19 protein-coding genes and 1 pseudogene are annotated in these 22,967 nt (G+C 69.7%); 8 read left to right on the forward strand and 12 right to left on the reverse strand.

Annotated features, from left to right (window positions below):
- The 3 genes from ABTX62_RS08050 to ABTX62_RS08060 form a co-directional block, all read right to left on the reverse strand.
- Entirely contained in the window at positions 1-681 is a 681-nt protein-coding gene (locus ABTX62_RS08050; RefSeq protein WP_234845832.1) for an AIM24 family protein, read from the reverse strand.
- Between the two features lie 11 nt (positions 682-692).
- Positions 693-2,456, reverse strand: coding sequence for a TerD family protein (locus ABTX62_RS08055; RefSeq protein ID WP_352115377.1), 1,764 nt, complete (start codon positions 2,454-2,456; stop codon positions 693-695).
- Between the two features lie 142 nt (positions 2,457-2,598).
- Positions 2,599-3,207: a M48 metallopeptidase family protein gene (locus ABTX62_RS08060; RefSeq protein ID WP_352115378.1), complete on the reverse strand. Its 609-nt coding sequence runs from the start codon at positions 3,205-3,207 to the stop codon at positions 2,599-2,601.
- Between the two features lie 314 nt (positions 3,208-3,521).
- Here ABTX62_RS08060 and ABTX62_RS08065 point away from each other — a divergent pair, with 314 nt between their 5' ends.
- Both ABTX62_RS08065 and ABTX62_RS08070 read left to right on the forward strand, forming a co-directional pair.
- On the forward strand, positions 3,522-4,733 hold the full coding sequence (locus ABTX62_RS08065) for a ThiF family adenylyltransferase (RefSeq protein WP_352115379.1): 1,212 nt from the start codon (positions 3,522-3,524) through the stop codon (positions 4,731-4,733).
- Positions 4,726-6,093 carry an ABC1 kinase family protein gene (locus ABTX62_RS08070; protein ID WP_352115380.1) on the forward strand — a complete coding sequence of 456 codons (1,368 nt, stop codon included), beginning with the start codon at positions 4,726-4,728 and terminating at the stop codon, positions 6,091-6,093. Before ABTX62_RS08065 ends, ABTX62_RS08070 begins: the two co-directional genes overlap by 8 nt.
- Before the next feature lie 238 nt (positions 6,094-6,331).
- Here the strand turns inward: ABTX62_RS08070 and ABTX62_RS08075 are convergent, their stop codons facing one another.
- The 4 genes from ABTX62_RS08075 to ABTX62_RS08090 form a co-directional block, all read right to left on the reverse strand.
- Positions 6,332-6,655, reverse strand: a complete 324-nt coding sequence (locus ABTX62_RS08075) for a putative WhiB-interacting protein (protein ID WP_352115381.1) — start codon at positions 6,653-6,655, stop codon at positions 6,332-6,334.
- Entirely contained in the window at positions 6,652-7,020 is a 369-nt protein-coding gene (locus ABTX62_RS08080) for a WhiB family transcriptional regulator (protein ID WP_283971479.1), read from the reverse strand. The genes ABTX62_RS08075 and ABTX62_RS08080 overlap by 4 nt, the downstream gene beginning before the upstream one ends.
- Positions 7,021-7,193: 173 nt before the next feature.
- Entirely contained in the window at positions 7,194-7,520 is a 327-nt protein-coding gene (locus tag ABTX62_RS08085; RefSeq protein ID WP_352115382.1) for a hypothetical protein, read from the reverse strand.
- A 164-nt stretch (positions 7,521-7,684) separates the two neighbouring features.
- Complete coding sequence (locus ABTX62_RS08090; RefSeq protein WP_352115383.1) at positions 7,685-9,967, reverse strand: ATP-dependent DNA helicase UvrD2; 2,283 nt, start codon at positions 9,965-9,967, stop codon at positions 7,685-7,687.
- Between the two features lie 96 nt (positions 9,968-10,063).
- Between ABTX62_RS08090 and ABTX62_RS08095 the strand changes: the two genes are divergently transcribed.
- The 5 genes from ABTX62_RS08095 to ABTX62_RS37865 all read left to right on the forward strand — a co-directional run bounded on the left by ABTX62_RS08095 (position 10,064) and on the right by ABTX62_RS37865 (position 12,624).
- Complete coding sequence (locus ABTX62_RS08095; RefSeq protein WP_352115384.1) at positions 10,064-10,321, forward strand: mycoredoxin; 258 nt, start codon at positions 10,064-10,066, stop codon at positions 10,319-10,321.
- A gap of 252 nt (positions 10,322-10,573) precedes the next feature.
- On the forward strand, positions 10,574-10,780 hold the full coding sequence (locus ABTX62_RS08100; protein ID WP_352115385.1) for a hypothetical protein: 207 nt from the start codon (positions 10,574-10,576) through the stop codon (positions 10,778-10,780).
- Complete coding sequence (locus tag ABTX62_RS08105; RefSeq protein ID WP_352115386.1) at positions 10,764-11,279, forward strand: DUF6879 family protein; 516 nt, start codon at positions 10,764-10,766, stop codon at positions 11,277-11,279. The genes ABTX62_RS08100 and ABTX62_RS08105 overlap by 17 nt, the downstream gene beginning before the upstream one ends.
- A complete protein-coding gene (locus tag ABTX62_RS08110; RefSeq protein ID WP_352115387.1) occupies positions 11,276-12,109 on the forward strand; it encodes a helix-turn-helix domain-containing protein in 834 nt (277 codons plus the stop codon). Before ABTX62_RS08105 ends, ABTX62_RS08110 begins: the two co-directional genes overlap by 4 nt.
- Positions 12,110-12,417: 308 nt before the next feature.
- On the forward strand, positions 12,418-12,624 hold the full coding sequence (locus ABTX62_RS37865) for a DUF7848 domain-containing protein (RefSeq protein WP_502997917.1): 207 nt from the start codon (positions 12,418-12,420) through the stop codon (positions 12,622-12,624).
- A 227-nt stretch (positions 12,625-12,851) separates the two neighbouring features.
- On the opposite strand, the gene ABTX62_RS08115 is transcribed toward ABTX62_RS37865, so the two are convergent.
- Positions 12,852-13,436: a recombinase family protein gene (locus ABTX62_RS08115; protein ID WP_352115388.1), complete on the reverse strand. Its 585-nt coding sequence runs from the start codon at positions 13,434-13,436 to the stop codon at positions 12,852-12,854.
- A gap of 1,258 nt (positions 13,437-14,694) precedes the next feature.
- The gene (locus tag ABTX62_RS08120) at positions 14,695-16,398 is read right to left on the reverse strand and encodes a recombinase family protein (RefSeq protein WP_352115389.1); all 1,704 of its coding nucleotides are present in this window, start codon (positions 16,396-16,398) and stop codon (positions 14,695-14,697) included.
- A 52-nt stretch (positions 16,399-16,450) separates the two neighbouring features.
- On the opposite strand from ABTX62_RS08120, the pseudogene ABTX62_RS08125 reads away from it, so the two are divergent.
- A pseudogene (locus tag ABTX62_RS08125) lies at positions 16,451-16,543 on the forward strand (NrdH-redoxin); the annotation flags it as partial.
- Between the two features lie 219 nt (positions 16,544-16,762).
- Here ABTX62_RS08125 and nudC read toward each other — a convergent pair.
- From nudC to ABTX62_RS08140, 3 genes are all read right to left on the reverse strand, one after another.
- Positions 16,763-17,707: an NAD(+) diphosphatase gene (gene nudC / locus ABTX62_RS08130; RefSeq protein WP_352115390.1), complete on the reverse strand. Its 945-nt coding sequence runs from the start codon at positions 17,705-17,707 to the stop codon at positions 16,763-16,765.
- 156 nt (positions 17,708-17,863) lie between these two features.
- Entirely contained in the window at positions 17,864-19,267 is a 1,404-nt protein-coding gene (locus ABTX62_RS08135; RefSeq protein WP_352115391.1) for a dipeptidase, read from the reverse strand.
- Between the two features lie 10 nt (positions 19,268-19,277).
- Complete coding sequence (locus ABTX62_RS08140) at positions 19,278-22,880, reverse strand: ATP-dependent helicase (protein ID WP_352115392.1); 3,603 nt, start codon at positions 22,878-22,880, stop codon at positions 19,278-19,280.
- Between the last annotated feature and the right edge of the window lie 87 nt (positions 22,881-22,967).

The raw sequence follows: 22,967 nt of genomic DNA on the forward strand, positions 1-22,967 counted from the left end.
TCAGCCCCGGAACCGGAGGCGGTCGGTGCTGTCCTCGCTGGGCTGGACGACGACGATGCCCTGACCGGAGAAGGCCATCTGGTAGGCCTCGCCGCTGCCGCGGCCGATCAGCGACTGGGCCCGGAAACTGCGCTTGCCCTTCACCTTGAGGTTCGGTGACCAGGCGACGAGCGCGTCGGGGTCGACGTAGGTCTCGTCCTCGCCGCCTCCGCAGTCGACGACGATGGGCTTGCCCCGGGACGTCAGCGCGACCCAGCCCTGCCCGGAGATCTTGGTGTTCCACAGGCCCTGGCCGGCGAACTTCGCCAGGCCCTTGACCCGCTCCACGCCCCACGTCAGATGGGCGTCGAAGGCGAGCAGGTTGGTGGCGTTGACGGAGATGCCGTCGCCGTTGAGGTTGATGACGACGACGTTCGCCCCGTAGTCGGCAAGGTAGAGCAGGCCGTCGCCGGAGCACTTCATCAGAGGCGCACCCTCACCGGTGAGCCAGTCCTTGGCGATCTGGCGCACGGCCGGCGGGTTGGGCTCGTACTGCACGAACCCTTCGTAGGCGACCATTGATCCCACGCGCGCGAGGAGGTCGTTCCCGGTCTGCATGGCGACCTTCAGCATGTGATTGCCGTGGTTCTCCATGCGGGCGGTGACGGGTGCGGGGGCGTGGCCCGCGAGCTGCTGTGTCATGACGGGCTCCCTCAGACCTCGTACGGCTGGACGACGATGAAGTTCCCGGGCGCTCCCCGGAACTGCAGGTTGACGCTCTCCCCCGTGTCACCGGGGTAGGCGTTGCGGCGCATCCGCACCTGGCTGGAGACGACGACCTGGGCGGCGGCCGACCAGGCGACCACGGCGTTGCAGTCGGCGAAGGTGGTCGGCGTGACGGGCAGCACCACGGGTGTGCCGTGCGTCTTCAGGACGATGGTGCCCGTGCCCTGGAACTGCATGGTGAACAGCGCGCCGCCGGGGATGCCGTGGCCCTCGATGCGGCGGATCTCGTAGGTGAGGCTCTCGTCGAACGCGAGGACGTTCTCGGCGGAGACGCAGACGGCGTCACCCTGCAGCTCCACGGGGTGCAGCATGGACGAGTTCTCGGCGAGGAACACCTGCCCCTGGCCCGTGCAGCGCATCAGCTGCATCTCCTGGCCGGTCGCGTTGCCCACGATCCGGCCGGCGAACCCGGCGCCCTTGTAGCTGAAGTCGACTTTGCCCTGGTAGAGCACCATGCTGCCCTGCCGGGCCAGCACGGGCTGTCCGCCGATGCCGAGGTCCACGCGGACGAGCTTCTTGTTCTGCTGCGTCCAGCGCTGGCCCGTGGGGGTCTCCTTGAACTGCTGGAGCGCGGCGGACACACCGGCGCCCTGAGGGGCGCCTTGCGGAATGCCCTGCGGCGCTCCGTAGGGAGCCTGCCCGAAGGGCGGCTGCTGACCGTAGCCGGCGGGCGGGGTGTGCTGACCGTAGCCGGGAGGCGGGGCGGGGGCCTGGGGTGCCTGCGGCATGTGGGGGGCCTGGGGCTGACCGTAGCCGGGGGGCGGCGGAGCCGTCTGGCCGGGGACCTGGCCGTACGGCGGCTGCTGGCCCGGCTGGCCGTACGGCGCGGGCGCCGGGGCCGGGGGCGGCACCGGCGAGCCTCCGGGCGGGGTGTGCAAGGGCGCGACGATGGTCGGGGCGGCGTGCACCTGCGGTGCGGGAGCCGGAGCCGGAGGCGGAGTGGACCCGGGCGGGGGCGCGAAGCCCTGGGCGGGCTGGGGGGCGGGAGCCGGAGGCGGAGCGGACCCGGATGGGGGCGCGAAGCCCTGGGCGGGCTGGGGGGCGGGAGCCGGAGGCGGTGCGGCGGCGGATTCCGACGTTCCGGGGACGCCGAACGCGGGCGGGGCGAAACCGGGGGCGGCACCGGTCTGCGGCTGCTGCGGCGTGGGCGCGGGCGTCTCCTCCTCGGCGACCTCGCCGCCGAAGTTCTTCAGCAGCGCGTCCAGGCCTCCGTCGAAGCCCTGCCCGACGGCGGCGAACCGCCAGACGTCCTTGAGGTAGAAGTCGCCCAGCATCACGGCCCGTTCGGTGGAGAACTCCGAACCGGTGAACGAGTAGCGCGCCACCTCCTGGCCGCCCGCGACGATGCGGATGTAACCGGAGGCGATCTGCGACATCTGCCCGGCACCGTCGATCGTCGCCGTGAAGGACAGTTTCCGGATCTGCGGCGGGATGCGGTCGAGCGTCACCCGGAAGGACTCCGTGTCGCCCGCCTGGGCGCCCAGGAGCTGAAGGGACTCCTCAGGGGACTTCGGCTGGTTGAAGAAGACGAAGTACCGGTCGTCCGAGAGCCGTTCATCGGCGTCGAGGCCGAAGCAGCTGATGTCGAAGCTCAGCCCGGGGCCCTCGATCTGTACACCTACGTACAGATCCGTGCCCGGGGTGAGGTCACTGATCCTGGCCTTGTGGCCGCGTTGGAATTCCCTGGCCATGCGTAACGACCGTCCCCCATCCAGAACGTGAGTGCGTCGCGCCAGGCTAACGGCAAACTCGGACACCGGACGAGGTCGGTACAGAGCCGGTACACAACGCCCACTCGGTCGTATCGGCTGTTCGCTCGCGGAAAGCGGTCGGTCACCCCGCGGGGCTTTCACCTCGCGCGCCGGGTACGTGGGGCAACCTCTCGGCCGCGACGACTCCTTCGAGGTAGCCGCGGGCTCGCTCCGTGCGCGGATAGGCCTCCAGCAGTGCCCAGAAGCGAGGTCCGTGTCCGGGTACGAGCAAATGGGCGAGTTCGTGGACGAGGACGTAGTCGACGACGTACTCGGGCATGCCCTGCAGACGGTGCGACAGGCGGATACTGCCTTCGGAGGGGGTGCAGGAGCCCCAGCGGGTGTTCTGGTTGCTCACCCAGCGCACCGAAGCCGGCCTGGCCCGTCCGTCGAAGTACTGGTTTGACAGGCGCCGGGCCCGCTCGGCCAGCTCCGCGTCGCCCAGAGCCCGCTTGCCCTCCTGGGCGGCGAGCTTGTCGAGCATGACGTGCACCCAGCGCTGCTCCTCCGCCTCGGACATACGGGCGGGGATGAGCACCACGGTGCGATCGCCCTCGCGGTACGCGGAGACCGTTCTGCGTCGGCGGGCGCTCCTGCGGACCTCGATCGCGCTCGCCACCGAGCCGCTCGGCGGCTGGCTCGTCGTGCTGCGCGGTGGCTTTCCGGCGCGGTGCAGTGGGTCGGCGGGCACGCCCCGACGTTACCCGCTGCACACGGGGAAGTCCCGGCTCCGGGACGGTTCGGTCCCGTTGGCCACCACCGGGCGCCGGATTTGTACGACGAACGTCCGGGCCTGTGGACAACTTTCGGCAGCCGACGGCGGGTTTGGGCATGCTGGATCTCGTCGGCGAAGCGATCGCGGGGCCGGCCCGGGACCAGGGCCGCCTTGCGCTGGTGGACGCCCGCTCACGGGCTGCGCCTGCGACCGGCCTCGGCGCGGCCGACCGGGGCTGCGACTCGCTCCACCTACATACGGGGACGATCTATGGCATACGGGGGCCTGTCATGCATCCGATGGTGAAACCTGCGCTGAGGCGCGGGTGGCGCGACCTCAACACCGTGCAGTTCGGGATGACTCCGGCGCACGCGATGACGCTCGGTCCGATGGACCTGGCGACGGGCAGTTTTCTCGACCTCCTGAACGGCACGCGAGGGCTGGAGCTGCTGCGCGAGGAGGGACGCCGCATGGATCTGCCCGACGGTCATGTCGACGCGCTGGTGCGCAGGCTCGCGCGAGCCGGGCTCCTGGACGACGCCCGGGGAGGCGGGCCGGCCGCTGACTCCCTGCGGAAGAGGAAGGAGGTCCTCGACCGGCTGCGACCCGATCTGGCTTCCCTCTCGTTGACGACCTCGGCTCCCGGCGACGCGATGGGGCAACTGGCCGCCCGGCGCTCACAGCGCGTGCAGGTGCGCGGCGCGGGCCGGGTGGGCGCCGTACTGGCCTCGCTCCTGGCGGGGGCCGGTGTGGGCGGGGTGGACGTGCTCGACGGTGGCCGTGTGGAGCCGTGGGACGTCGGGCCGGGCGGACACCCCGCCGAAGCGATCGGCGACCGCAGGGACGAGTCGGCCCGCCGTGCCGTGCGCCGGGCGGCCCCCGACCGGCCGCCGCGCCGCACGCCGCAGGCATCCCCGGAGGAAGGCGAACCAGGGTTCTCGCTGGTGATCCTCGCCCCGCGGGACGATGTCGCCGTGCACGCGCCCGACCCGGCCGACGCCGAACCGTTGATGACCTCCGGGACACCCCATCTGTACGCCGGTGTCGTGGAGGGCACCGGCGTGGTCGGTCCTCTCGTCCTGCCCGGGGAGACGAGCTGCGCGGGATGTCTGCACGAGGGCCGCGCCCAGCGGGACCCGACCTGGCCGCGCCTGGTCGCCCAGTGGCGTTCCGGCAGGCAGCGGCAGGTGCACCCGTGCGATCTGACGCTGGCCACGACCGTCGCCGGACTGGCGGCCGCCCACGCGCTCGCCTTCCTGGACGGCCGGATCCCCTCCAGCGCAGGGGCACGCTGGGAGGTCTCCGTCCCTGGTCTCCACTGGCATGCGCGGCCGATCTGGGCACATCCGGCATGCCCGTGCGCGGCGGCGGAGAGAGGAAAAGGGGAGCACCCCTCCGAGGACGGGGCGTCGCACGAGACAATGGCGGTGCAACGGCCGTCGGAGCAGTGCCGTGAGGCAGAGGCGGAGCGGCCGGCTGGGACTTGGAGGGCGCATGTCTGATCTTCCCCGGAAGGCGGTTACCCGGACCGCCAAACTCGCCGCGCTCCCGCTCGGCATCGCCGGGCGGGCGACCTGGGGATTGGGCAAGCGGATCGTCGGTGAATCCGCCGAGCTCGTGGGCCGCGAACTCCAGCAGCGCACGGCGGAGCAGCTGTTCAAGGTGCTCGGCGAGCTCAAGGGCGGCGCGATGAAGTTCGGCCAGGCCCTCTCCGTCTTCGAGTCCGCGCTCCCCGAGGAGGTGGCCGGCCCCTACCGGGCCGCGCTGACCAAGCTCCAGGAGGCGGCACCGCCCATGCCGACCCGGACCGTGCACGCGGTGCTCGAGGAGCGGCTCGGCGAGGGCTGGCACGAGCTGTTCCTGGAGTTCGAGGACAAGCCCGCCGCGGCGGCCTCGATCGGCCAGGTCCACCGAGGGGTCTGGCACGACGGCCGCGAGGTGGCGGTCAAGGTGCAGTACCCGGGCGCCGGCGAGGCTCTGCTGTCGGACCTGAACCAGCTGAGCCGCTTCTCGCGCCTGCTCGGTCCGCTGATCCCCGGCATGGACATCAAACCGCTGATCGCGGAGCTGAAGGACCGCGTCTCGGAAGAGCTGGACTACGGCCTGGAGGCCCAGGCCCAGCAGGCCCACGCGCAGGAGTTCACAGACGATCCGGACGTGGTCGTGCCACTGGTGGTCCACCAGTCCGACCAGGTTCTGGTCACCGAGTGGATGGACGGCATCCCGCTGTCGGAGATCATCTCGGACGGCACCCAGGAACAGCGCGACCGTGCCGGTCAGCTCCTGGCCCGCTTCCTGTTCTCCGGCCCGGCCCGCACGGGCCTGCTGCACGCCGACCCCCACCCGGGCAACTTCCGGCTTCTGCCCGGTGGCCCGGAGGGTGAGGACGACTGGCGGCTGGGCGTTCTGGACTTCGGCACGGTCGACCGGCTTCCGGGCGGCCTGCCGGCCACCATCGGCGAGTCCCTGCGGATGACCCTCGACGGGCAGGCCGAGGCGGTCTACGAGCTGCTGTGCGCGGAAGGGTTCGTCAGGGAGACCATAGAGCTGAACCCGGACGCGGTGATGGACTACCTGCTGCCGATCATCGAGCCGGCGCAGGTCGAGGAGTTCACCTTCACCCGGGGCTGGATGCGCAGCCAGGCGGCCCGGGTCGCCGACCCCCGTTCTCCCGCCTACCAGCTCGGCAAGCAACTCAACCTGCCCCCGTCCTATCTGCTGATCCACCGGGTGACGCTGAGCACGATCGGCGTGCTGTGTCAGCTGGGGGCGACGGTGCGGCTGCGCGAGGAGTTGGAGGGGTGGCTGCCGGGGTTCGTCCCGGAGGATCCCGCGGACGGCGAAGAGGCGGCGGAGGCGTAAGTCCCGGCCGCGAGTCTCACCACCAGTCAGACGCCAACACCCCCGGGGCATCGGACCCGTCGCCCCGGCTCGGCGGCCCAGCACGCCGGCCTCGGTGTGCGCTCCATTCCGGCGGGCCGGCGCCGTGCGTTTTCCTGGCCCCCAACGCGCCGCGGGGCCGGTCCGTTCGGCACGGACCGGCCCCCACGTCGCATACTCGGCCCCCTGGGTGGGAGGCCCGCGCTTCAGGTACGGCGGGTTACTGCATGACCGCCATGGCGAGCGCCCGGCGGGCACGCAGTGAAGCGCGCTCCGCCCTGCGCTGCATCCGGCGGGCGGCCACCAGGCGAACGGCCTGTCGGTCTCGCTCCGCCTCCTGCAGTCGCTCGTGCATATGCGCACGGGCCATGGCTTCGGGAATGAGTTGCATCTCTCGGGTCCTGTTCTGACGCGAGTCCTTCGCGCCGCTCATGGTGAAGTCTTGGTTCGCGGAGCTTGTGGGCTCGTAAGTGGACGGCTTCATCGGGGCCTGCTTCTGGGGGTCGTGCGTGAGGGGACGGTCGATCGTTCCTGCGGTGTTCATGCCGAGACCGGGTTCTTGCGCGGGCGGCCACGCGGCCGCTTCCGGGCGACGACGACCCCCTGGACGAACAGCTCGCCACCCCAGACGCCCCAGGGCTCACGCCGCTCCTTGGCACCGGCGAGGCAGGCCTCGACCAGCGGGCAGGTGCGGCAGAGGGACTTGGCGTACTCGACGTCCGCGGGCGACTCGGCGAAGAAGACCTCCGGGTCGTAGGAGCGGCACGGGACGGGCACACCCAGGTTCTCGATGGCGTCATCGAGCGCGGTGAGCGCGGTGAGCGGGGTCAAGGCGGGGTCCTCCGTGGAGCCGGGCTTGGGGATCGTGTCGGAAGGCGGTACGGACGGGGCGTGCGCTTCGAGTTGCACGGTTCGTCTTCCTCGTCTTGTCGTTCCGGCCTGTTGGCCGGGGGGTGGTGGTACCGGGTTCTTTTCTTGTCCCGAGGCTCCTTCGGTCCGTCATCCCTGTTCAGGGACAAACAGAAGGGCCGCGGATCCCGGATGGGGTTCCGCGGCCCTGAAGGCGCCGGCCTGATCGGCGATCAGGCTGGATCACTCCAGGGTTCTGGCCCACGGAAGGCCCACATCTGGTGGTGCTGCGTCGTCTGCTTCCGGCATCCGGCACCGGTCGCCGTAAAGGCATAGGCCTGCGCCTGTGCCTCTACTGCCGCTTCCAGTGCCTTGGTCGGTCGCTCATTGCGCTCACGAACGGGAAGGCCCGCGGGAGCAGCGGAGGAGGACGCCGGAAGGGCGGCACGAATGCCGGACAGACCGGTGCCCAGGGTCGAAACGCCGAGCATGCACGCGGAGACGGCCGAGCGATCGGTCATTTTCACGATGCTGACGGAGCTGGTGTTGATGCTGATCACTGGACTCGCCTCCTCTCGGCGTCTCGGGGGACTGGGTGAACCAGTCCTACGGATATGCAAGTACAACACGGAATCAGCGCCTCCGAGAAGGCCGCTGCTCTCGTGCCTAAGAACCTATGGGGATTGCTGGGGCATGCGCAAACTATTTTTTCGACGAGTTCGTGTCAGTCCTGATCTGTGTGCTCCTGGCCTGACTGGCCTGCGCAGATGGCCAGGACATCGGCCCCGTAACGGGTGAGCTTGCGCATCCCTACACCCGGAATGCGGGCGAGCTCGCGTTCGTCGTCGGGAGCGGTCTCGGCGATCGCCATCAGAGTCCTGTCCGTGAACACGCAGAACGCGGGCTGACCGCTGCTGCGGGCCTGGTCCGCCCGCCACTCGCGCAGCCGCTCGTACAGGCTCTCGTTCATGTCGGAGGGGCAGTCGTCGCAGCGCATCAGCTTCATCTCGCCCGGGTCGGTCAGCGTGCGTCCGCAGACCCGGCAACGGGCGGGGACTCGCTGGGTCCGTCTCGGGGCGGACCCCCTGGTTCCGGGGATTCCGCGCTCGATTCCGCCCGCTCCGCCGGTGGTGATGCGGCCCGTGGTGGCCGTCGAGCCGGGACGCAGCCCGTCGAGGAAGCGACTGGGGCGGCGGTTGGGACGGCCGCCGGGTGAGCGGGAGAGTGCCCACGAGACATGGAGGTGTTCGCGCGCGCGGGTGACCCCGACATAAAGGAGGCGGCGCTCCTCCTCGATCTGCTCGTCGGTCCTCGCGTAGGTGATCGGCATCATGCCCTCGGCGACGCCGACCAGAAAGACGACGTCCCACTCCAGGCCCTTGGCCGAGTGCAGTGAGGCGAGGGTGACGCCCTGCACGGTGGGGGCGTGCTGGGCGTTCGCCCGTTCGTCGAGCTCGGCGACGAGGTCGGCCAGTGTGGCGCCCGGTTGGGCGGCGGCGAAGTCCTGGGCGAGGTTCACCAGGGCGGCGAGGGACTCCCAGCGCTCTCGCACGGCACCGGAGCCGGCCGGTGGCTGCGGCGTCCAGCCCTCCCCCGACAACACGGCACGCACCTGGGAGGGGAGGTCGACGATGTCGTCGAGAAGGGAGTCGTTGCCCCCGAAGCGAGCCGCGCCGCGCAGGGCGACACCCGCCTTGCGCACCTCGGGGCGGTCGAAGAACCGCTCGGCGCCGCGCAGCTGGTAGGGCACCGCGGCGTCGGCCAGGGCCTGCTCGTAGGTCTCCGACTGGGCGTTCGTGCGGAAGAGGACGGCGATCTCGGAGGCCGGGACTCCCGAGTCGATGAGCTCGCGGATCCGGCGGGCCGCGCCCTCCGCCTCTGTCGGCTCGTCGGTGTACTCGGCATAGACCGGCTCGGGCCCCGGAGCGCGTTGTGAGACGAGCTCCAGGCGGTGGTCGGCGGCCCGGCCCCGGGCCTGGGCGAGCAGGCCGTTGGCGAGGTGGACGACCTGGGGGGTGGAGCGGTAGTCGCGGACCAGTTTGACGACGGTGGCGCCGGGGTGGCGGGTGCGGAAGTCGAGCAGGTGGTCCGGGGTCGCTCCGGTGAACGAGTAGATCGTCTGGCTGGCGTCCCCGACCACACACAGGCTGTCCCGCTCACCCAGCCACAGTTCGAGCAGGCGCTGCTGGAGAGGGCTCACGTCCTGGTACTCGTCGACCACGAAGTGCTGGTACTGGGCGCGGATCTGCTCGGCGATGTCGCGCCGGTCCTGCAGGACGGCCACGGTCAGCAGCAGCACGTCCTCGAAGTCGATGACGGACCGCTCGCGCTTGACGTCCTCGTAGGCGGCGTAGAGCTGGGCGATCTCGGCGGGGGCGCGGGGGGACTCGCGTCCGGCCTTGGCGGCGGCGGGCGCGTAGTCGGCGGGGACGGTCTGGGTGACTTTGGACCACTCGATCTCCGCGGTGACGTCCCGCAGCTCGCCCCGGTCGAGCCGGATACGGCAGGCGGCCGCCGCGTCGGCGACGAGTTGTATCTTGCGGTCGACGAGCCGGGGCATGGAGCCACCGATCGCTTTCGGCCAGAAGTACTGGAGCTGGCGCAGGGCGGCCGAGTGGAACGTACGCGCCTGGACGCCGCCCGCGCCGAGCTGGCGCAGGCGGCCGCGCATCTCCCCGGCGGCGCGGTTGGTGAAGGTGACGGCGAGGATGCTGGACGGGTGCAGGATGCCGGCGCGCACTCCGTAGGCGATGCGGTGCGTGATCGCCCGGGTCTTGCCCGTGCCTGCGCCCGCCAGGACGCACACCGGACCGTGCAGGGCCGTGGCCACCTCGCGCTGCTCGGGGTCGAGCCCTTCGAGCACCGCGTCGGCGGAGTCCGGTACCTGCGGGAACAGGGTGGAGTGCGTTGCTGCTGTCACACAGCCATGCTGCCAGGTCGCGAGAGACGGCCGCGCCGGTTGTCCACAGGCGGGCACTGATAGTCGTACCAATGCGGCAGGCGTCATGTCGGGCCGGTGCCGGGGCACGGGAATGGTGGACCTTTCGCATGCGTTCCCTCACTGCGACCACCCGCCCCGAGCCAATGAAGGAGCACGAGCGACATGCTGGGCACTGTGACGATGTACAGCACCACGTGGTGCGGCTACTGCCGCCGGCTGAAGAGCCAGATGGACCGCGAGGGCATCGCGTACACCGAGATCAACATCGAGCAGGACCCGGAGTCCGCCGCGTTCGTGGAGAAGGCGAATGGCGGAAACCAGACGGTGCCCACTGTTCGGGTAGTTCCCACCAACGGTGGCGACGAGGTCGTCATGACGAACCCGAGCCTTGCCCAGGTGAAGCAGGCGCTCGCGGTCTGACGCTCTCCAGCGCTTCGCCCCCTCTGGTCAAGGTCACCGGAGGGGGCGCTCTGCATGTAGGGGAAGCGGACAGCGAGCCCGCGCACAGCCAGTCCCCCGCCGTCACGACAGGCCGCCGCAGTCCTGTGCGGCGCCTCGCCGGGGCACTTCATGCAACAACGTGCATACCCACGAACGTGCATGGACGACCGACCGTGTCCCTCGTACGGTCTTGTTCAACGCCCCGACCGGGGCCGAACAAGGGGGTTTCGCATGGCCCGTGAAGAGCTGACTCGGCTTACCGGCAACGGCAACGGTGAGTGCGGCGAAGACGACTGCCCGAACGTGTACCGCACCGAGCGGGGAACGTTCGTTGTGCAGGGTGACCTGTCTGGCGCCTTTACCCCACCGCAGGGGGAAGGGCTTGTTGAGATTCCCGAGAGCGTTCTTCGGGAGGCTGTTCGTGCTCTTGGATGGTGACGAGTGGCGGGCGATGCTCCGGGGATTTCAGTCGGAGGCTTGGCGACTGGAGACCCTGCCCCAGTACCTCGTACCGCAAGAAGCCGGAGAGCTTGAATCCTTCCGAGCCGGTAGGCGAATGGATCCGCACACATACTCATCCGCGTACACGGAAGACTTGAAGCGACTACGCGGTGAAGGGAAACGCAAGGGGCGCGTGCACATCGTGACTCGGCCGCTCTCCGAATACCTGCGCTTCGAGTTCTCCCGGTACTACGCCCCGCACGTACTTGCCGGGGAAGACGTGCGAATCCTTGACGTGACGGACCGAGAGAATCCGTTGTCAGGCGTCCGGGACTTCTGGATGTTCGATCGCTCGACGATCGTTCTCATGCACTACGAGAACGATGGAACGCAGATCAGCCGTGAACTGTACGAGGGCGAGCCGGCGGACTTCATCGAGTACCAGCGAATCGCCATCACTGAATCGATTCCTTTCCTGGAGTACGTGAAGGAGTGACGTTCGAAGCCGAGCAGCTTGGCGAGTCCGGTCCGGAACTTGCTTCGCTACTCCGAGATCTGCGCAAGCGAGCCGGTCTCTCCGGGGATCGGCTCGCAGCGCGCTGCAACATGTCTCAGTCCAAGGTGAGCCGGATCGAGAACGGCAAGACACGTCCATCCCTTGTCGACGTAGAGCAGATCCTGAGAGCCCTTGAAGCGCCACCGGAACTTGTCGCCGAAGTCTCCGCACTTGCCAGGTTGGCCAACACGGAGTGGCGGAATCTGCGAGAGCTACGCCGTAAGGGGTTGGGGACACGGCAAGCGGAGTTGAAGGCGCTCGAAGCGTCCTCGGCGCACATGCGCTACTTCCTGCTCTCGATGGTTACCGGGCTACTCGCCACGCCGGAATACGTGCGGGCCAGCCTTGCTCACTCCCCGGCAGATACGAGCAAGGCGGTAGCGGGGAAGCTGGAACGGCAAGCCATCCTCTACGACACGTCGAAGCGATTCACGTTCCTCCTGACCGAGCAAGCGATTCGCTGGCCGGTCGTCTCTGCGTTGGCGTTGGCCGAACAGATGGATCGCCTGTCTTCCCTGTCCTACCTTCCGAACGTACGTATCGGAGTGATTCCGCTCGGGGCGGTAACGCCCAGAACTCCACTGAATACCTTCACCATCTACGACACTTCCTTGGTCACCATCGAAACCTCGGCGGGGAGTCTTGTCCTACGCGACGGCCGAGATGTTCAGGGCTACTCGAAGGAGTTTGAGGGGTACGAGGAATCCGCTTTGTTCGGGGAGGAATTCCGAGTAAGGCTTGCCGAGTGGTCGACTGCATGCCGTTCATGATCTTCAGTCCACAACGCGCATGAAGCGCGGACCCGTGCGTATTCCAAGGGATCATCCTTCGGTAGATACCCAGTCGGGAGGCCGTACGGGATGAGCACACCAAAGACGACGATGACGGGGCCGGTGCACCTGACAACTCCGGTCGGGGAGCCGGACTCTGTGGCAGGTTGCGGCGTATGTCTCGGCATCGCTGTGACTCGAACCAACGCCCGTTCGGTCGGGGACTACCCGAAGGTGTCCGATGCGAACGTGGTTCTCCGTACACACCTGCGGGAAGAACACGGGGCCGAGTGATGGTGCGCTCCCTCATGCGGTACGTGAAGCACAGGATCACGCAGCACCCGGACACTGACGTGACTTTCGAAGCGGAGTGCCTTCACTGCAAGTGGGCGGCCAGGCCCGCCACGGACGGCGCGGCGGTCGACGTGGAGTGCATGAGCCACACGGGCCGGAGCGGACACAAGGGCTTCCGGCGTGTCTGTACGTCGTTCGCGATGGTGGTCCGGGACGAGTGACTGACAGGCCCCCGGCGCACTGAGGGACGGCGAGCACCACGACCGAGGAGCGCCGGAAGGGGGAGCGGTTCGAGCGACCTGCACCCCCTGTGCCTGCCTCTGTCGACTCCCCCCGTGGTCGGCAGGGGCAGGCATCGTTACGCCTGTCGGACGGCGTCAGACACCCATGCATGACAGTGGCCCCCGGCGTGAGCCGAGGGCCTGTCGTAAGGGGCTGTGCGCCTGCCTCAGGCACTCTCTCCGAGATGGCGGTAGAGCGTAGCTCGGGAAATCCCGAGAGCCTTGGCGATGGCGCTCACGCTCTCGCCCTTGGCTCTCCTCGCACGGGCCACGGTGAGCACGTCCTCATCAACCACAGTCGGCCGTCCGCCGGTACGCCCCTGCGCCTTGGCTGCGTCCAGCCCTGCGCGGGTGCGCTCCTTGATCAGGCTGCGCTCAAACTCCGCCATGACCCCGACCACCTGAAGCATGAGACGGCCGTCCGCCGTACCGGGGTCGATGTTGGCCAGCGCACCCGTGAGCACCTTGAACCCGATGCCCCGCTCTCGAAGGGTGTCGACCATGGTCACAAGGTCGATGAGGGAACGGGCGAACCGGTCCAGCTTCCACACGCACAGGGTGTCGCCGGGCCTGGCGTAGTCCAGCGCGGCCGTGAGCTCCGGTCGGTTGGTGTTCTTCCCGCTGGCCTTGTCCTCGAAGATCCGGGCACAGCCAACGGCCGTCAGTGCGTCGCGCTGGAGCTGTGCTTCCTGGTCATCGGTGGAGACACGGGCGTATCCGATGAGCTGACCAGTGATCGTGTTCGTCGTCATGACACGGACTGTCTCAGAACTCGTCTCGAAAGGTCAAGCCTGAGACGGGAGTTTCGAGACGAGTTTTGAACAGTGCTGCGCCCCCTTCATGGCGCCTGCCGCGTCGTCTCACAAACCTTGGTTTTCGAGACGGCTGTCACTGGTCACGCTGCGCCACAGTCGGGTGCGCCGCGTCTGCCTTGCGTCGGCCAGCGCTGCGCCTGGTTGGCCACGGCCACGGGCGTGCGCCTGTCTGCCTGCCTGTCGCTGTGCTCTCGCCTGCCTGCCAGGGGCGCGACCTGCCAGCCGCTCACGCTGGCGCACAGCCGTTCGCCTGTCCATGTGGCGCGGGCCGACCTCGCGACGGCGGACGGATGGTGCGGTGAAGGGGTGGGGGTATGACCCCCTGGGGGTCCTTGCTCGACCGCCATGTCTTGGCGGCTCAAATCCTGCCACGGTTTCGGGGTCCTTCTGAGAGGCGCTTCACATGCGGTGACCTGCTCTTTTGTGGACGGGGCCTGTAGGTTTTGAGGTCCTTGTGAGTCCTGAGAGAAGAGGAACCCGCGATACAGGAGCACGTATGGCGTCGTGCGCTGGTGCGCTCGAACATGAAGCACGCAGAGAAGCTGGTCGGCGTCGCCATGGCGTTGTACGCGGACTACGAGACAGGCGAGAATGTGTGCCCGTCGAACGGGACGATCGCCAGGGAACTCGGCTACGGCGGAAGGCTCCGGAGCAGACGGTCAACAAGATCGTTGGCAGGCTGCGTAAGGCTGGCTGGCTTACGCAGACGGGCAAGGTGCCGGACGGTCCGGTGATCTACCGACTCACCTTGCCGAAGCAGGGGGGTATGGCTGAGGAGCCATACAACCTACATACCTTCAAGAGCGACGGCGGTAGGAGTGAGGAGCCAGCGGCGAAGAGCAAGCCGGTAGGCGAAGAGCGGCCCCCCTTCGGGGGCCGACAGGGCGAAGACGAAGAGCGCAAGCAGCCGGCGAAGGTGGGCCGCGTAAGCGGCCCCCAGCAGGAAGATGAAGGGGCTGGCTCCCTTGGGGGGCCTTCGGCCCCCACCTTGTCCTTCGTAGATCTTGGCAAGGTCAAGCAAGAGGAACAGCGTCGACGCTGGTTCGGAGACACGTACTCATCTCCCTTGCCGGTGGACTTCGACTACGACAGCTTGACCGATGCGCTCCCTGTGCGAGAGCAGGAGCCGCCGCCCTTCTGACCGGAAGACAGAAGGCCCCCAGGTCGGGGGCCTTCCTTGGTTGCTCAGCCTGCATCAGGCAGAGGTCAAAACCCTCTCGGCTCCCTCTGCGCCCTTCGCTTTCTCCTCAGCCTTCGCCTGCTGCGCTGCCCGTTCCGCTTCGAAGTCCTCCCAGCGGCTGACAATCTCCCACTCCACACCCGTAAGCGGCTTCGGCTTCTCGTACGGCTTTCCCGGCAACGAGATCGGCGTGATCGGTGAGAGCACCTGAGAAGACCTGGAGGGCACATCCCAGTACGTGATGCCCTGCTGCTTGATGTTCTCGATCAGGTCGCCGGGATCGACGGCCAGGACGTCATGTCCGAAGTACGCCTTGACCTTGTGCTTCTTCAGCCATTCACGCCGTTCGTCGACACTCGACCGCTCCCACCACTCCGCGTAGCTCTCGCCCGTACCCGTCCACACGGTCACCGGCTTCGGCCCCTCCTGGTTGGTGACCTTCTCTCGATCCTGGGCAAGGCTGGCGACTTGCGAGGCGTACGCGACGGCGCTGAGCTCGTCCTGCTGGAGTTCCTTCAGGAGCTGGTTCATCTTGCCGTCAATCACGGCGAGCTTCGCCGCACGGCTGTCGTCGATGGTCGTCTTCGACTCCATCCGTTCCAGGTGGCCGATCTCGCCCAACAGGGTCGACTCCAGCCAGGGGTACAGGTCTTCGGCCCAGAACCTCTGCTTCGGGCATGCCTGGATGCCCTTGCTCTTGTTGCCGTGACAGCGGTACCGCTCGCGCTTGCCCTTGGCCGGGTCGCCCTTCACGAAGTAGAGGGCGCTCCCGCACAACAGGCAGAACGTCACGCCCACCGTCGGCGATGTAGAGCCCTTCTGCTTCTTGTACTTGACCGAGGCGACGGCTTCCGACAGCTTCGTCCACTCCTCCTCGTTCAGTACCGGCTCAGAGCGCATGACAGGTGTGCCGTCGTCGTTGCGGGCTACGGCCCCACTGGCGCGTACGTACTCCCCGAGCAGGGAGCGGCTGATCAGTACGGCTTGCACTGTGGTCGGCGTCCACCTGGCTCCCCGAGGCTTCGGATCGGCCAGCCGAGTTGTGCTCTCGCCTGCCGCCGCGCGGATGCGAGCGATGTCCTGAGCCGTGGGTACGCCTTGCTCGTTCAACCAGTCGGCGACGGCCGAGAAGCTCGGCTTCTCGATGAAGCGCCGGATCATCTCAATCAGCGTCGGGCCGTACTCGGGGTCGAGTTCCAGAGTGAAGCCTGCGTCGCCCTTCACTGCTCTACGTCCGAACGGGACAAGGCCACCCGGCCAGCGGCCGGTCTTCCGCATGGTTTCCCGGGAAGCCTTGTTGCGGGCCTTGATGGCGTCCAGCTCGGCCTCTGCGACCACAGCCAGGATCTTGGCGATGGTCTTGCCCCACGGCTTCGAGAGGTCGAATCCCTCCTCGCAGGAGATGAGGCCCTTACCGTTCGCCTCGCACCACTCGATGATGTCCGAGAGGTGGCGGACCGACCGCGCGATGCGGTCGATCTTCAGGATGATGATGTGGTCGAACTGGTCCTTCTTGTTGTTGAGCCAGTCGCCCAGGGACGGGCGTACCCACGGCGAGATGGACGCCGACACGTCGATGTCGACGGCGAAGTCGACCAACTCCATTTCCTCCGCGTCCGCACGCTTGCTGATGCGGGTGCGTTGCGTCTCCTCCCCCGTCCGGTTCTCGTTGCCGACTGACAGACGGACCACGCCAAGAGCCCTGGGCTTCTCGCTCACGCTCTTCCCTCCCCCACAAGGGGCGGCCCTCCCTGGCCGCCCTCACGTAGCGGGAAGTCTACAGACGGTGCCCACTGTTCTGTTCCCCGGTTCGACGCTCACGAACCCCTCGCTGGCTCAGGTGAAGCAGAAGATCGGCGCCTAGTCGCCGTGCGCTGTGCCGGGAAGGCGGCTCCTGAGGCAGCTCAGGGGCCGCATTTTCGTGGGCGGTCCCGCACCCCTTTTCGTGGGCGGTCCAACACCACGGCGTAGCGCCACGGCAGTGTGCGACGCACGTCGCAGCCGGGCAGGAGGCGGCGGAGGGTCCGCCGGATCTCCGCCTGGGACATGTTCCTGTACGGGTCGGTCACCGGGGCGGCTCCCGTCAGGCCGCGCTCCGCGACGGGAGCGGCTTGCCGTACCAGAGTTCGATCAGGCGGGCAGCGATCGAGATGCCGTACGGCGGGAGCACCTCGCCGGACTCGAAGGCGGCGCGAAGTTCGTCGCGGGAGAACCAGCGGGCTTCGTGGATCTCGTCGCCGTCGACATTGATCTCGGTCGAGGTGGCGCGGGCCATGAACCCCAGCATGAGGCTGGACGGGAAGGGCCAGGGCTGGCTGGCCACGTACTCGACCTGGCCGACGGTGATGCCGACCTCCTCGTGGACCTCGCGGCGCACGGACTCCTCGATGGACTCGCCGGGTTCGACGAAACCGGCGAGCGTCGAGAAGCGGCCCTCGGGCCAGTGGACCTGGCGGCCGAGCAGGACGCGGTCGTCCTCGTCGGTCACAGCCATGATCACGGCGGGGTCCGTGCGCGGATAGTGCTCCGCACCGCAGGCCTGGCAACGGCGGATGTGCCCGGCGGCTGCGATGACGGTGCGCTCCCCGCAGCGCGAACAGAAGCGGTGGGTGCGCTGCCAGTTCTCCAGACCCACGGCGTGCACCATCAGGCCCACGTCGCGGGCCGACAGCAGCGCGCCCGCCTCGCGCAGGCCCGCCGGGCGCGCGGACTGGTCCATGCGCCCGGGCAGGGAGTCCTTCTGGAGGGCGAAGTAGCTGACGCCGTCCTCGTCGATGCCGAGGAAGTAGCGGTGTGCCTCGGTGAGGGGGGCCTCGAAGGAGGGGGTCGTGACGAGTTCGGTGCGCCCGTCCGCCGTCTCGTCGATGAGGACCTGTCCGCCGGAGACCACGAAGCAGCGGGTGGTGGGGTGGCTCCACGCCGCCGCGAGCCAGGCCTCGTCGAGCCGGTGGTGGGCGGCCCGGTCGATGCCGCTCGGGGCGGTGAGCGAGATGGGGCGGTCGGCGTTGTGGTCGGTCCAGGTGGTCACGGGTGCTTCCAACTCCCCGGTGGGACGGTCGGGTTCGGCAGGCGGTTCAGCGGGACGGACGGCGGGAGGCGACCGGGTCCGGCGGGCTCGGGCGGTGCGGGGCGGCACTCCCGGTGTGCCCCCGCACGTGTGGCCGGTCCGGGCGGCTGGGGACGTTCAGGGTGCATGGCGCCAGTTCTCGGCGAGGTCACCCCACAGGTACGCGGTGGTCTCGACGCCTTTGAGGAGCAGGTCGAGTTCGACTTTCTCGTTCGGGGCGTGCCAGCCGTCCGAAGGGACGGAGATGCCCAGGAACAGCACCGGGGCGCCGAGGACGTCCTGGAGGTCCGCCGCCGGTCCGGAGCCGCCCTCGCGCGTGAAGCGGACCGGCTCCTCGAAGGCACGGCCCATGGCGCGGGTGACCGAGCGCAGGGCCGGGTGGTCCAGTGGGGTCAGGCACGGGCGGGTGGCGCCACTGAACGCGATGTCGCAGCGGATCCCGGGCGGCACCTGCTGCTCGGCCCAGGCGCGGACGGCCTTCTCCACATGGCCGGGGTCCTGGCCGGCGACCAGGCGGAAGGACAGCTTCAGCACGGCTGAGGAGGGGATGATCGTCTTGCTGCCGGGGCCCTGGTAGCCGCCGCCGATGCCGTTGACCTCCGCGGTGGGCCGGGCCCAGATCCGCTCCAGTGTGGTGTACCCGGCCTCGCCGAGGGTGGCGTAGGACTTGGCTGTGTGCAGCCACCGCTCCTCGTCGAAGGGCAGTTCGGCGAGCAGTTCGCGCTCGCGGTCGGTGAGTTCGATCACGCCGTCGTAGAAGCCCGGGATCGCCACGCGCGCGTGCTCGTCGTGCAGGGCGGCGACCAGGCGGGCGGCGGACGTCGCCGGGTTGGGCACCGCGCCGCCGAAGGAACCGGAGTGGATGTCCTGGTCGGGGCCGTACAGGCGTATCTCGCATTCGGCCAGGCCGCGCATGCCGGTGCACACCGTGGGGGTGTCCTCGGACCACATGCCGGTGTCGGAGACGATCACCGCGTCGGCCGCGAGCCGCTCGGCGTGCTGTTCGACCAGGGCGCGGAAGTGCGGCGAGCCGGACTCCTCCTCGCCCTCGATGAGCAGCTTGAGGTGCACGGCCGGGGTGGTGCGGCCGGTGGCGGCGAGGTGGGCACGGACACCGAGGGTGTGGAAGAACACCTGGCCCTTGTCGTCGGCCGCCCCGCGCGCGTAGAGGCGGTTCCCGCGCACGACCGGCTCGAAGGGTTCGCTGTCCCAGCCGTCCTCCCGGGCGGCGGGCTGCACGTCGTGGTGGCCGTAGACCAGCACCGTGGGCGCCTGCGGGTCGTCACAGGGCCACTCCGCGAAGACGGCGGGCGCGCCCGGGGTCGGCCAGACCTCGGCCGTCGGGAAGCCGGTCTCCGTCAGCTTGGCGGCGAGCCAGTCGGCGCTGCGTCGTACGTCGGGCGCGTGGTCCGGCTGGGCGGACACCGACGGGATGCGCAGCCACTCGGCGAGGTCGTCGAGGAAGGCGGCGCGGTGCTGCTGGATGTACGTACGGACGACGCTGTCCGGGGTCTGGCTCATGGTCACGAGCCTATCGGCCCGCACGGACGTCCTCGGAGTGCGGTTCCTCACCGGGCCCGGCCACGGTCCGCGCTGCGCGCTGCGCGCCGGACGGCTCCTCCCGCAGCAATCGCTCCAGGGCGGCTCGGTCCGGCAGCTCCGCCGGGCGTACGACCTCTCCGCTGCGCACGTACAGGAACGCGGCCGTGACCGACTCGGGTGGGACGCCCTGCTGCTCGGCCCAGGCGAGGCGGTAGACGGCGAGCTGGAGCGGGTCGGCGGTGTGGGAGCGGTTGGTCTTCCAGTCGACGATCTCGTACGTCGCGTGCTTCCCGTCGCCCTGTTTGTAGACGGCGTCGATGCGGCCCCGGACGATCCGGCCGGCGATCTCGAGCTGGAAGGGGGCCTCCACCCGGTGGGGGGTGCGGTGTGCGTACTCGGTGCGCTCGAAGGCGTCCTTGAGGGCCTCCAGGTCCCGTTCGTCGGCGATCTCGGCCTCGCTTCCGGGCAGTTCCTCCGGCTCCAGCATGGGCAGCGTGAGCTCTTCGAAGCGGGCCTCGACCCAGGCGTGGAAGCGGGTGCCGCGCCGGGCCGCGGGCTGGGGCGGGCGGGGCATGGGGCGGGCCAGCTCCTGGGCGAAGCCGTCCGGGTCGGCGGCCAGGCGCAGCAGCTGGGACGCCGAGAGCGACGCCGGGAGGGGGACGTCGGTGACGCTGTCGCGAGCCCCCAGGAGTTCGCCGGTGAGGGCGTCGAGGTCGCGGTCCCAGGAGGCGATGGTGCGGGCTTCCTCCGGGGTGAGGCGCCGGTGTTCCGGGCCGTGGGGGCGCGGGTGCTCGGGGGGCCCGGGGTGCGGGCGGGCGGCCGGGGGATACGCCGGGGTCGGCTGGTGGGGGACGGTGGGGCGGGTGTTCCGGTCGGCCGGGTCTTCGTCGTAGGCGTCGACGAAGGGGTCCCCGTCGAGGGAATCCACCTCGACGGGGTCCTCGTCGAACGGGTCTTCGTCGAACGGGTCCGGTTCGTCGTACAGGGGTCCTTCGTAAGGAGGCCGGCCGTCGTCCGGGGGCGGCGGCCACTCCGGGTCGTCGAGGGCGTCGGGATCGTGAACGGCCGCGGGGTGTCCGTGCTCGTGGGACGCGAGGTCCTCCAGGTGGGCCAGGACGGTCTCGGCGGCCGCCCGGCGCCGGGCGAGGGCCGTCTCGTCCAGGGGCAGCGGCCAGAACTGGTCCGCCGTCGCCCGGTGCAGGGCCGGGTTCTCCTCGTCCTCGGCGGGTTCCTCCGCCCAGGCATCGATCTCGCCGTACCCGGCTTCGCAGTGCTCGCGGAGGGCGTGGAGGAACGCGGAGGGTCCGCGGCGCTTCTTCTGGGTGGGCCCCCACCAGTGGCCGGAGCCCAGGAGGAGCGAGCGGGGGCGGGTGAAGGTGACGTAGCCGAGGCGGAGCTCCTCGGTGTGCTGGTGGTCCTTCATGGCCTCGTGGAAGGCCTTCAGCCCTCTGGCGTCCCAGGACGTCACATCGGGCAGGGTGTCGGCGTCGCCGCGCAGGGCGTGCGGCAGAACCTTGCCCTGGGAGGTCCACTTCTCACGCCCCTGGCCGCTGGGGAAGGTGCCGGTGACCAGGCCGGGGACGACCACGACGTCCCACTCCAGGCCCTTGGACTTGTGGGCGGTGAGTACCTTGACGGTGTTCTCGCCGCCGGGCAGGGCGTTGTCGAGTCCCTTCTCGTGCTGCGCGGCCGTGCGCAGGAAGCCGAGGAAGGCGAGCAAGGACGCCTCGTTGTCGCCGGCGGCGAAGGAGGCGGCGACGTCCAGGAAGTTGGACAGGGTCTCGCGGCGGCGGGCGGCCAGGGCGTGCGGGGACGCCGACAGCTCCACTTCCAGGCCGGTGACGGCGAGGACGCGGTGCAGGACGTCCATCAGCGGGTCGGCCAGGGAGCGGCGCAGTTCGCGCAGTTCCGTGGCCAGCCGGGCGAAGCGCACGCGCGCGTCGGGCGAGAACGGCAGGCCGTCGTCGTCCCCGCGGCCCTCCAGCGGGGTCTCCAGGAACGTGTCGAGGGCGTCCGCGAGGGAGATCACCTCGGACGGGTCGACGCCTTCGACGGCCTCGGCGAGGCGGCGGTCCTGGTCGTCGTCGTCCGTCACGCGCGCGTGGGCCACGAGGAGCCGGGCGCGCCGGCCCAGCAGGGCGAGGTCGCGCGGGCCGATGCGCCAGCGAGGGCCGGTCAGCAAGCGCACGAGCGAGGCGTTGGCGCCGGGGTCCTGGAGGACCTCGCAGACGGCGACGAGGTCGGCGATCTCCGGCAGGTGCAGCAGCCCGGACAACCCGACGACCTCGACGGGGACGTCCCGGGCGACCAGGGCGCCCTGGATCTCGGCGAAGTCGGTCGCCGTGCGGCACAGGACGGCGATCTCGCCGGGTGCCGTCCCGGTCCGGACGAGGTGGGCGACGGAGTCGGCGGCCCAGTCGATCTCCTCGGCGTGGGTGGGCAGCAGGGCGCAGCGGACCATGCCGTCGCGTTCGGCGCCGGGGGCCGGGCGTAGGGCCTCCACACCCGCGTGCAGGGCGCGCAGGGGCTCCGCGAGGCCGTTGGCGAGGTCGAGGAGGCGGCCGCCGCTGCGGCGGTTCTCGCTGAGGGCCTGACGGGTCGCGGGGCGGCCGTCGGCGTGGGCGAAGTGCTCGGGGAAGTCGTCGAGGTTGGCGACGGAGGCGCCGCGCCAGCCGTAGATCGCCTGGCAGGGGTCGCCGACGGCGGTGACGGGGTGGCCGGTGCCCTCGCCGAACAGGCCTGCCAGGAGGACGCGTTGGGCGACCGATGTGTCCTGGTACTCGTCGAGCAGGACCACCCGGAACTCGTCGCGCAGGGCGCGGCCCACCTCGGGGACCCCGGCGAGCCGGGCCGACAGGGCGATCTGGTCGCCGAAGTCGAGCAGGTCCCGCTCGCGCTTGGCGGTCCGGTAGCGGGTGACCAGTTCGGCGAGCTCCCGCCGGGCGGCGGCCGCCTCGGGGACCTTGCGCAGGTCGGCGTTGCTGAGTTTGGCGCCCCGCAGCGTCAGCAGCAGTTCGGCGTCGTACGCGCGCAGTGCCTCCGGGCGTACGAGGTGCTCGGCGAGCTCGGCATCGAGGGCGAGGAGGTCACCGACCAGGTCCGGGAAGGAACGGGTCAGGGCCGGGTAGGGCCCGGGCGCCTCGCGCAGGACGCGCGCGGCGAGCTGGAAGCGGGTGGCGTCGGCGAGCAGCCGGGACGTGGGCTCGAGACCGATACGCAGGCCGTGGTCGGTCAGCAGGCGGCCGGCGAAGGCGTGGTACGTGGAGATCACCGGCTCGCCGGGCGGGTTGTCCGGGTCGATGGCGTCGGGGTCGGTGACGCCGGCCTTGACCAGCGCCTTGCGGACACGCTCGGCGAGTTCGGCGGCGGCCTTGTTGGTGAAGGTGAGGCCGAGTACCTGCTCGGGGGCGACCTGGCCGGTGCCGACCAGCCACACCACGCGGGCCGCCATCACCGTCGTCTTGCCCGAGCCGGCTCCGGCCACGATCACCTGCGGGGCGGGCGGCGCGGTGATGCAGGCCGTCTGCTCCGGGGTGAACGGAATCCCGAGGAGCTCCTTGAGCTGTTCGGGATCGGTGATTCGGGCGAGCACAGCGAAAGGCTAGCGGCGGCCACTGACAGGAGTGACCGGATCGGCCTCCGGGAGGGAAGAAGCGCAGGTCGGCACAGGTGGTGCGAT

Source organism: Streptomyces sp. NPDC096046, from assembly GCF_040303285.1.
Lineage (GTDB): Bacteria > Actinomycetota > Actinomycetes > Streptomycetales > Streptomycetaceae > Streptomyces.